Origin of the sequence: Microcystis sp. CS-574, assembly GCF_028329095.1 — a bacterium.
Classification (GTDB): Bacteria; Cyanobacteriota; Cyanobacteriia; order Cyanobacteriales; family Microcystaceae; genus Microcystis; species Microcystis ichthyoblabe_A.
Genome location: NZ_JAQMSY010000263.1, coordinates 1 through 9417, shown reverse-complemented (window position 1 = coordinate 9417; position 9417 = coordinate 1). Strand labels below are relative to the sequence as shown.

General features: G+C 45.2%; 9 protein-coding genes, 3 pseudogenes and 1 other annotated feature. Of the genes and pseudogenes, 5 read left to right on the top strand and 7 right to left on the bottom strand.

Annotated elements, in window-relative coordinates:
• From PN470_RS22070 to PN470_RS22060, 3 genes and pseudogenes are all read left to right on the top strand, one after another.
• Positions 1-624: pseudogene (locus tag PN470_RS22070) on the top strand (transposase); the annotation flags it as partial.
• 278 nt (positions 625-902) lie between these two features.
• Complete coding sequence (locus PN470_RS22065; protein WP_272105082.1) at positions 903-1604, top strand: DUF3120 domain-containing protein; 702 nt, start codon at positions 903-905, stop codon at positions 1602-1604.
• 122 nt (positions 1605-1726) lie between these two features.
• Positions 1727-2760 (top strand): annotated as a pseudogene (locus tag PN470_RS22060) (FHA domain-containing protein).
• A 57-nt stretch (positions 2761-2817) separates the two neighbouring features.
• Here the strand turns inward: PN470_RS22060 and PN470_RS22055 are convergent.
• The 5 genes from PN470_RS22055 to rplJ all read right to left on the bottom strand — a co-directional run bounded on the left by PN470_RS22055 (position 2818) and on the right by rplJ (position 5870).
• Positions 2818-3810 (bottom strand): 30S ribosomal protein S1, encoded by a 993-nt coding sequence (locus PN470_RS22055; RefSeq protein WP_002737013.1) that lies wholly within the window; start codon positions 3808-3810, stop codon positions 2818-2820.
• 232 nt (positions 3811-4042) lie between these two features.
• The gene (gene nrdR, locus PN470_RS22050) at positions 4043-4558 is read right to left on the bottom strand and encodes a transcriptional regulator NrdR (protein ID WP_002737459.1); all 516 of its coding nucleotides are present in this window, start codon (positions 4556-4558) and stop codon (positions 4043-4045) included.
• A gap of 127 nt (positions 4559-4685) precedes the next feature.
• On the bottom strand, positions 4686-4781 hold the full coding sequence (locus PN470_RS22045; protein WP_012267019.1) for a photosystem II reaction center protein T: 96 nt from the start codon (positions 4779-4781) through the stop codon (positions 4686-4688).
• Positions 4782-4885: 104 nt separating this feature from the next.
• Complete coding sequence (rplL, locus tag PN470_RS22040; protein ID WP_016515259.1) at positions 4886-5278, bottom strand: 50S ribosomal protein L7/L12; 393 nt, start codon at positions 5276-5278, stop codon at positions 4886-4888.
• Between the two features lie 43 nt (positions 5279-5321).
• Complete coding sequence (gene rplJ, locus PN470_RS22035; RefSeq protein ID WP_002737633.1) at positions 5322-5870, bottom strand: 50S ribosomal protein L10; 549 nt, start codon at positions 5868-5870, stop codon at positions 5322-5324.
• A gap of 98 nt (positions 5871-5968) precedes the next feature.
• Positions 5969-6085: a sequence feature (ribosomal protein L10 leader region), on the bottom strand.
• 470 nt (positions 6086-6555) lie between these two features.
• On the opposite strand from rplJ, the pseudogene PN470_RS22030 reads away from it, so the two are divergent.
• Both PN470_RS22030 and ureC read left to right on the top strand, forming a co-directional pair.
• Positions 6556-6696: pseudogene (locus tag PN470_RS22030) on the top strand (polyphosphate kinase 2 family protein); the annotation flags it as partial.
• A gap of 81 nt (positions 6697-6777) precedes the next feature.
• The gene (gene ureC, locus PN470_RS22025) at positions 6778-8487 is read left to right on the top strand and encodes an urease subunit alpha (RefSeq protein ID WP_272105081.1); all 1710 of its coding nucleotides are present in this window, start codon (positions 6778-6780) and stop codon (positions 8485-8487) included.
• A gap of 56 nt (positions 8488-8543) precedes the next feature.
• Here ureC and PN470_RS22020 read toward each other — a convergent pair whose 3' ends face one another.
• Both PN470_RS22020 and PN470_RS22015 read right to left on the bottom strand, forming a co-directional pair.
• Positions 8544-8879: an LPP leucine zipper domain-containing protein gene (locus tag PN470_RS22020; RefSeq protein ID WP_002737579.1), complete on the bottom strand. Its 336-nt coding sequence runs from the start codon at positions 8877-8879 to the stop codon at positions 8544-8546.
• 70 nt (positions 8880-8949) lie between these two features.
• Positions 8950-9174 carry a CHAT domain-containing protein gene (locus PN470_RS22015; protein ID WP_272105083.1) on the bottom strand — a complete coding sequence of 75 codons (225 nt, stop codon included), beginning with the start codon at positions 9172-9174 and terminating at the stop codon, positions 8950-8952.
• Between the last annotated feature and the right edge of the window lie 243 nt (positions 9175-9417).

Here is a 9417-nt window from a genome sequence, read left to right as displayed (position 1 = left end):
TCTGGACAAGAAAATTTTACTAGATGTGATTAAAGGACATAAGCAAGATGAATTGGGAATCCTTAAAAGCACAGCCAGAAACAGTTCGGGAGAAGGTGAAAGAAGTGAGCGTCGATATGTGGTCAGGATTTACAGCAGTGAACAAGGAATTATTTCCCAATGCTAAAATCATCTATGACCGTTTTCATGTAATGGCTATCATCAATGACAAGCTTAATAAATTGAGAAAGTTAATGGGGGTGCATGAAAAAGGATTACCTCATTTATTATGGAAGAATAAAGAGGACTTAAAGCACGAACAAAAACAACAACTAGAAGTTATCCTGAAAGAACATTCCTGCTTGGGAATAGCCTGGGAAATGAAAGAAGAAATTAGACAAATTTATCAAAGTAGTAGAACGTTTAGAGGTGCTGAGAGAAAATTGGAAAAATGGATAAGAATAGGCGGGATATTATATCAAAGTAGTGCCAGCATGATCCAGAAGCATTTGCCAGGTATTTGTAATTACTTTGAAAATCATACAACCGACGGATTAATTGAGGGAATGAATACCAAAATAAAGCTTATTAAAAGAATAAGTTATGAATTTACCAATTAAGCTGTTTGCTTGCTTTAATTCATAACAAAAATTAACACACAAAAACCAAAAGAGCCAGCCGAAGCTTGCCCTGAGCTACGTCGAAGGGTATTGTCGTTAGGAAAAGCGCGATACTGCCCATAGAGGGGATGTAAAACCAAAAGCTGGGCCTAAAGTCCGTCTTGAGGCAATCCCCCGTGAAATAGGAAGCTCTCAACGACCTTGAGAGTAGTTCACTTTATCAAAATCTTCTAGAGGGGATATAGTGTAGAGAGGATGATGTATCTTAATATAAGTAAAGTTTCGTAACAATTCTGAAATCCTTTGCTCAACTCTACCCTAGTTCCCAGCAATCCCGATCGCCTGAAACCCCTAGTCCCCAACTGGGAAAAATGTCAATCCGTCTTTTGGACGGCAGCATTTCTGGTCTCGGTCCCCGTGTTCATGCAAGCGCCCCTAGTGCGCTACTATGCCGAAGTTAGCCTAGGTTTAACCTTTTTTTGGGTGGGGTTAGGGGTTTGGCTGCTCAAACAAGAAAAAATCAGTCTTTGGGGGGATTTACTTTTGGGCTTTAGTTGGAGTTGGTTAGCAGGTTCTCTCTACTGGGGTTGGTGGCGTTGGGAACCGTTGATCCATATTCCCATGGAAGCGATCGGGCTGCCCTTTGTTCTCTGGGGACTATACAAAGGTCGCGGCAAAGTGGGCAATCTTTTCTATCTGGGTTCTTTGTTAGGGACTGCCATCACCGATGTATATTTCTATCTAACGGGACTAATTCCCTACTGGCGACAATTAATGACCGTGGAACTAGACCCCAAACTAGTATCGCCGATATTTCATAACGCCTTGGCCCAAATTGAGACCCCCTGGGGCATCAGTTGGGCGATCGTGCTGCTCAACTTGCTCTTAGCGATCGGTATTTATCCTTTGCAAAAAAGGGTATGTCATTGGTGGGCATTTAGCGGAGCCGTATTGAGTACAATTTTAGTCGATGGTTTATTTTGGATTACCGCTTCTCTGGCTTAAGGGTTTTCCTAGCTAATTCCGGTTTCCATCTATTTACTTAGATAGATGAAAATGTGCGGAATCTTGCTATATGCTATATAATGTGTAGTTGCGACTGTCTATCTATTGCCGCTCATTTACCTGTGGATATACTGCCAAGAGAAAATCCCTATTTACTACTCCATACCGATAAGGGACAGCGTTTTTTCCCTCTCGTGGGGAGATCTTACTGGACAATCGGACGGGGCAAAGATAACGATATCGTGATTAAGGATCACTGTATCTCTCGCAATCACGCTATTTTACAATCCACGGAAACAGGAGATTTTTATCTGATCGATCTCGGTAGTCGCAATGGAACTTTTGTCAATGGCAGAAGAGTAGCTATTCCCGTGACTATCCATAACACAGATCAGATCACCTTTGGCAAAACCGAGGTGCAGTTCTATCGTGCTACTCCCACCAATGTAGGCAAGCAACCGCGCAATTTAGAATGGGACACCCCTACCTCCTCCGTCCATGAACGGCGCTTAACATCGGTGATGGTGGTGGATATGCGGAATTTTACGGCTTTAACTAGGCAATTAGACGAAAAAGTGCTTTCTTCTCTGATTGGCAGTTGGTTTCGCCATGCCGGGGGTATTGTCCGCAGTTCTGGCAGTTGGGTAGATAAATATATTGGTGATGCGATCATGGCCATCTGGTTTCACGGCCAACAGGAAGTCAATCAAGACGATATCCTGCAAATTTTCCAAGCAATTATACAACTACATAACATGACTCGCGCCTTAAGCGCACAATATCCCTTACCCTTTAAATTACGCATCGGTGCGGCGGTGAATACTGGTTATGCCATGGTCGGCAATACTGGCAGCGGTGAACATCCAGATTATACGGCGATCGGGGATACAGTCAACGCCGCTTTCGTTTAGAGTCGGCCACTAAAGAAATAGGTAGGGATTTAGCCATCGGAGCCACTACCTACAGTCATCTCATCGGTTTACCCTATCTCCACCAAGCTTTCGAGCCACATACCGTCAGTCTGAAAGGATACGACGCTAAAACTATTACCTACGGAACCACTTTTGATCACTTGGATCGTTTCCTTGATGCCAATAGTAGTGAGGAGATGACTGGAATCACAGGATTTGCCAGCCGTGCTGGTTTTGGAGAATAAACACTGTCCACTTAAAACTCAAATCTGATAACTGATCACTGATAACTGATAACTGACCTACTCTTCGGTAGCGGCGAGAACTAAATCTTCCTCCTCCAAGGCGGGGGGAACTTCGATTTCTTCCACTACTTCCGAGACGGTCCGGCCTTCCGCTTCCGCTAGACGTTTTTCTCGGTATTTAATCGCCATTTCTTCCGCTTTTTCAAACACTAACGGGCGATTTTTGAGCATATCTCCCGGTTCTGGTTCTAATTGTTTAGTCGAGAGGGAAATGCGACCTCTTTCAGCATCGAGATCGATAATCATCACTTTTAACTCATCATTGACATTGAAAACCGTGTGGGGGGTGTCAATGTGATCGTGAGAGATTTCGGAAATATGCAGTAAACCACTGACTCCACCAATATCGATGAAAGCACCGTAGGGCTTAATTCCGCGCACGGAACCGATTACCACCTGTCCCACGGCTAAACCGTTCATCTTGCGTTCCACTAAAGCGCGACGATGACTTAAAACCAGACGGTTGCGATCCTCATCCACTTCTAAAAACTTTAAGGGCAATTCCTGACCGACTAAATCCTCTTTCGCCTCTCTGGTGCTAATGTGAGAACCGGGGATAAAGCCACGGAGACCTTCAATTCTGACTAATGCTCCACCACGGTTAGTGGCGAAAACATTCGATCGCACGGTAGCATCTTCTTTTTGCAATTGACGCACCCGTTCCCAAGCGCGCATATATTCGATGCGACGGATCGACAGGGTTAGCTGTCCATCTTCATTCTCGTCGGTAAGAATGAAAAATTCCCTGGTTTCGTTGGGTTGTAAAACTTCTTCGGGATTATCGACGCGGTTGATCGACATCTCCTGCACGGGGATAAAAGCGGCGGTTTTAGCACCGATATCGATGAGCGCTCCCCGGGGTTCCATGCTGAAAACAGTCCCGGCGACAACATCTCCCGGACTGAAATGATAATCGTATTTGTCTAGAAGGGCGGCAAAATCTTCATGGGTAAAGCCTATGTTTTTGTTTGCAGTTTTTTGGGTGGTCATGTACGTTGTTTGGGCCTCGGAATTTCCGTAGGTTTTTCCTCCTATGTGATGTACAGTTTCTAAATCAAGGAGATGCCTCCTAATTTAGTTTCTAGGTAGGGCCTAGGGGATGAACTGCCGCATCCGGCTTTCTTGCAGGCAATCCGCCTCAAGAATGACTTTTAAGAATCTAACCAGAGCTTGGGCTTTAAATAGCACAAGGGATCCTAATTATAACTGAATCGGGAACTATTTAAGACGAGGTGATCACGCTGGCTTCCTCCACTGGAGACCAAGAAGGATAGGCGCGTTCGATTTCGGAGGATTGCAGCAGCGCTAAAGCGGCGATAAAGTCTCTAATTCCCTGAAAATTGCCGTAAACCGAAGCAAAGCGCACATAGGCCACTTCCGATTCTTGCCGGAGATATTCTAGGACTAATTGACCGATCTCCTGACTTGTTACCTCCCGTTTTGAGTCTTGCTGCAGACGGGATTCGATATCATTGACGATCGCCTCTAATCTTGAGTGAGGAATGCCGGTTTTTTCGCAAGCGCGAACGATCCCTCGCAGCAGTTTGCAGCGATCAAAAGATTCCCGTTTACCATCTTTTTTAATCACCGTGATCGGCACGAATTCGATGCGCTCGTAGGTGGTGAACCGATATTTACACTGTAAGCATTCACGACGACGACGAATGCTCTGACCGTTTTCGGAGGAACGGGACTCTAAAACGCGACTATCGGTATGCTGACAATTAGGGCATTGCATAGGAGGCGCTCGGTGAGGGGAACCTTTAATTTAAGCCTTTAAATACGAAAACCAGAGCCGCTAACCTGCTTTTGACAAGCGGGCGGCTCAGGGAAGAAAATTATTAACCTAAACGGAGTTAAGAAATTTACTTTTGAATCCGGGGAGGTTCCCGGAAGGCGATGGCGAAGAAAATTACCGACAAAGCCATAGTTAAAACTAAAATGTAAGCGACGCTTTCCATGGTTAGACATCCTACAAGACTGCTATAACAATCCTATAGTATCAGGAAATGAGCTTTTCAGCTTGTCTGGGGATGTAATCTACATCCCCAGAATCAGTGGCAATCTATTTAACGCTAACTTTTGCCCCGGCATCTTCCAGTTTTTTCTTGATGGCGGCGGCTTCGTCTTTGTTAGTGCCTTCTTTAACCGCTTTGGGAGCGGCTTCTACTAGGTCTTTCGCTTCTTTGAGTCCTAAACCGGTCAATTCGCGTACCACCTTAAGGATAGCAATTTTCTTGTCGGCGGGAACTTCTTCGAGAACGACGTTAAATTCGGTTTGTTCTTCCACAGCTTCAGCGGCGGCAGCCGGAGCGGCCCCGGGGGCAGCCATAATTATGCCACCAGTTGGAGCGGCGGCACTAACTCCGAAGGTTTCTTCGATACCTTTGACTAATTCCGCAGCTTCTAAGAGGGTCAGGGTTTTGAGTTTTTCTAAGATTTCAGCTACAGCAGACATGGGTTAGACTCCTAATTGTTTTAAGTGATTGATTGGCGCGGTATTAAGCCGCTTCTTTTTCTTCTTGACGGGCCACGGCATCGACGGCACGGGCCAAAGATGCGGGAACTTCGTTGATGCTGCGGGCCAGTTTGGTGGCAATGGCGTTGATTGCTCCGGCGGCCTGAGCGATTAACTGTTCTTTCGACGGTAAATCAGCGATCGCTTTGATCTGATCTTCTGTCAACAGTTGACCTTTTGTCCCTTCTTTGAGGACACCGCCGCGCAATTCGGTTTTTTTGCTTTCTTTTTTGAACTCTTGATAGGCCTTGAAAGCTCCACCGATGTCCTCTTTTACGAGCAGAAAGGCGGATGTTCCCGATAAAAGGCTTTTCATCGGTTCCCAGCCACTATCTTCAGCGATCGCCAAGCCCATCAAAGTATTTTTGGTGACTTTACAAATCGTTCCCGTGGGGCGCAATTTGCGGCGTAGATTGCTGATTTCAGCGACGGTTAAACCTTGATAGTCGATGACCATCGTTAATTGAGCTTCGCTCAGGGAGGTTTTTAATTCTTCTAGAATTACTCCCTTGCTTTCTCTGCTTCTCCCCATCCCTTGTTCACCTCCTGTATGCGGGGGACCGGTTCCACAGGCACAAAAATAACCCCTTGTAGCGCCGGGGTTGAGTGGAGAGAATCAGTTCAGGCACGACCAAGACAGAAAAAATCTCTCTTTAGTCTTTTTGGCTGCTGTTTTCTCGCTTTGACCTCGGCAGGGTATTTAAGCTGTTTCGCACCTGCTGTCTTTGGCTTAAGCCAGTCCCTTATTATAACACTATTGCGGAATTTATGTCAAGCACCACCAGGGAGCGGGCAGGGGCAAAATCCTGACGAGTAGAACAGGCATCCTCGTTGAACGCCAAGTCTAAAACCCAAACCTCTTTATTTAAGCGGCACAAACTATAGCGTTTTTCAGTCTGCTGAGGTACAAAAGTTATGGGTTTTAGGCAAAAGGCAAGAGGCCAAGGGACTTGCGTGGAAATAATATCCCAGCCAGAAAATCGCTCTGTAGAAGAATAAGACCAGCCCTAAATGGTACATTATCAAAGCGCAAGTCCCCAAAGGCAAAAGGGAAGAAAAATAGATGTACCTCACTAGCTTAGGAAACGCTATATCTCAATTATAAAAAACGGGGTCTATACTGATAGTTTCTTCAGCAAAATAGTCCCAAAAGTCTTTCCGGTAAACACTTCATGATTCTATAGACAAAAATTATCACACAAAGTCGAGAAGAACCCAAATGGTTTACCCGTTTAGCTGTGGGGGCAGTTATTTATCACACCCTCGAATCCCTCGGTTTACGATATCCCACCGTCACCGAAGAACATCACCAAGCTTTACTGAAAGCCAAAGAAATCCTGGAAAATGAGCCAGATTAAAAATGGAAAAAAATCCCCAAAAAGCGATGATTGCCGGAAAATCGATCGTATAATCAATGTCGATTTTCAAGAATTCCCCCTATGAATTATCGCATCGATCGCCGCACCTATGCTGAAACCTACGGCCCCACCGTCGGAGATAAAGTTCGCCTGGCAGACACGGAATTATTTATCGAAGTCGAAAAAGATTTCACCACCTACGGCGATGAGGTAAAATTCGGCGGCGGTAAAGTAATTCGCGATGGGATGGGCCAATCCCCCATTTCTAGGGAAGATGGGGCGGTAGATTTGGTGATTACTAATGCCTTAATTCTCGACTGGTGGGGCATCGTTAAAGCCGATGTGGGCATTAAAGACGGCAAAATTTATAAAATCGGTAAAGCGGGTAATCCCCACATTCAAGATAATGTCGATATTATTATCGGTCCTGCTACCGAGGCATTAGCTGGGGAAGGGATGATTTTGACGGCAGGGGGGATTGATGCCCATATTCATTTTATCTGTCCCCAACAAATTGAGACAGCGATTGCGTCGGGGATTACCACGATGATTGGTGGCGGGACTGGACCTGCAACGGGAACTAATGCCACCACCTGCACCCCGGGAGAATGGAACATCTATCGAATGCTAGAGGCCGCCGAAGCTTTCCCGATGAATTTGGGTTTTTTGGGTAAAGGCAATAGCAGTCAGCCGGAAGGACTAGCGGAACAGGTAAAAGCGGGGGTAATTGGCTTAAAACTCCATGAAGATTGGGGAACCACTCCGGCAGCCATTGATACCTGTTTAAGCGTGGCCGATAAGTACGATGTGCAGGTGGCGATTCATACCGATACTCTCAATGAGGCCGGTTTTGTTGAGGCCACTATCGCCGCTTTTAAAAATCGCGTCATTCACACCTACCACACGGAAGGGGCCGGCGGTGGTCATGCTCCCGATATTATCAGGGTTTGCGGGGAAATGAACGTTTTACCCTCCTCTACTAATCCCACCCGTCCCTATACGACGAATACCTTAGAGGAACACCTCGATATGTTGATGGTTTGTCATCATCTAGACCGGAGTATTCCCGAAGATGTGGCTTTTGCTGAATCCCGCATCCGCCGCGAAACTATTGCCGCCGAGGATATTCTCCACGATTTAGGGGCTTTTAGCATCATTTCCTCCGATTCTCAAGCTATGGGACGGGTGGGAGAAGTAATTATCCGCACTTGGCAAACTGCCCACAAAATGCGGGTACAACGGGGCAGACTGACCGGGGAAACGGGAGAGAATGATAATCTGCGGGCAAGACGATATATTGCTAAATATACGATTAATCCTGCTATTACCCATGGTGTCTCCGATTATGTCGGTTCCATCGAGGTGGGCAAATTAGCCGACTTGGTTCTCTGGAAACCGGCATTTTTTGGCGTAAAACCGGAAATTGTCCTGAAAGGCGGTTTAATCGCCTGGGCGCAAATGGGCGATGCTAATGCCAGTATTCCCACACCCCAACCGGTTTATATGCGTCCCATGTTTGCCTCTTTTGGTGGTGCGATCGCAAAAACTTCCTTGACATTTGTTTCTAAATATGCTATAAAAGCGGGCATTCCTGAGAAGTTAAAGCTGAAAAAAACCGCCGTGGCAGTGTCGAATACGCGCAATATCAGTAAGGCTAGTATGAAGCTAAATGACGCTTTACCGCGCATGGAAGTTAATCCCGAAACCTACGAAGTGCGTGCTGACGGGGAATTATTAATCTGTGAACCCGCTACGGTTTTACCCATGGCCCAGCGCTATTTCTTATTTTGAATTCGATTTCAGAAAACGGGTTTTTTGAAAAAATCCGTTTTCTTTTTGAATCACAGTTAAGGATTAGTAGGAAAATTTGGGAAAAATAACTTAACCAATCCTGCCATTAGTGCAGTAACAATAGCAACAAAGATGGTTCGATTAGTAAATTCCAAGTTATCTAGTCGTTTATTCACGCCTGTTAATTCTCCTTTAATATTTGCTATGTCAACTCTTAAGTTATTCACTTCTTCAGATAGCTTGTCTATTTTGCTATTAAGTTGTTCAGATAATCTGTCTATTTTGCCATTAAGTTGTTCAGATGACTTGTCTATTTTGTCATTAACTTCTTTGAATTGTCCTACAATAAAGTCTTTTAATTCTTTGAGGTCGTTTTCTGTAAATGTTGCCATTGTGTGACTCTCCTAGTAATTGTTTGTGATACCAATAATTTTACCCCTAAGTTTAACTCCTAACCCTTCATCAGTCAAATTGCATCGAAGTTGCATCACCAGAGAGAATAAAACTGGCCCAATAAAAAGGATGTTTTTGCTTCTCACCCTTGAGCATTCCTAGTTGAATTTGTCGTAAAGCTTCACTGCGTCCTTCTCCTTTTTGTAAGCGTCCATAATAGGCGACCATTAAATCTTTGGTCGCGTCATCAGATACTTTCCAAAGGCTAATTAATTGGCTTTCTGCTCCAGCAATGACAAAGGCTCGACGCAGACCATAAATCCCTTCACCTACGCTTCTAGTTTGGTGATTTTTTGATGATAATTAATCCTTTATACTGTATATTAATTAAGTAGCTGGTTATAATTAAATTAAAAATGGATTTTAGGTTTGATCCCCCCTGCCCCCCTTGATAAGGGGGGTGCCGATCCCCCCTTAGTCCCCCCTTGATAAGGGGGGTGCCGATCCCCCCTTAGTCCCCCCTTGATAAGGGGGGTG

Excerpts from the sequence above, each read along its gene's own strand:
- PN470_RS22055 (WP_002737013.1), bottom strand. The coding sequence starts at position 3,810 with ATGACCACCCAAAAAACTGCAAACAAAAACATAGGCTTTACCCATGAA.
- nrdR (WP_002737459.1), bottom strand. The coding sequence starts at position 4,558 with ATGCAATGCCCTAATTGTCAGCATACCGATAGTCGCGTTTTAGAGTCC.
- PN470_RS22045 (WP_012267019.1), bottom strand. The coding sequence starts at position 4,781 with ATGGAAAGCGTCGCTTACATTTTAGTTTTAACTATGGCTTTGTCGGTA.
- rplL (WP_016515259.1), bottom strand. The coding sequence starts at position 5,278 with ATGTCTGCTGTAGCTGAAATCTTAGAAAAACTCAAAACCCTGACCCTC.
- rplJ (WP_002737633.1), bottom strand. The coding sequence starts at position 5,870 with ATGGGGAGAAGCAGAGAAAGCAAGGGAGTAATTCTAGAAGAATTAAAA.
- ureC (WP_272105081.1), top strand. The coding sequence starts at position 6,778 with ATGAATTATCGCATCGATCGCCGCACCTATGCTGAAACCTACGGCCCC.
- PN470_RS22020 (WP_002737579.1), bottom strand. The coding sequence starts at position 8,879 with ATGGCAACATTTACAGAAAACGACCTCAAAGAATTAAAAGACTTTATT.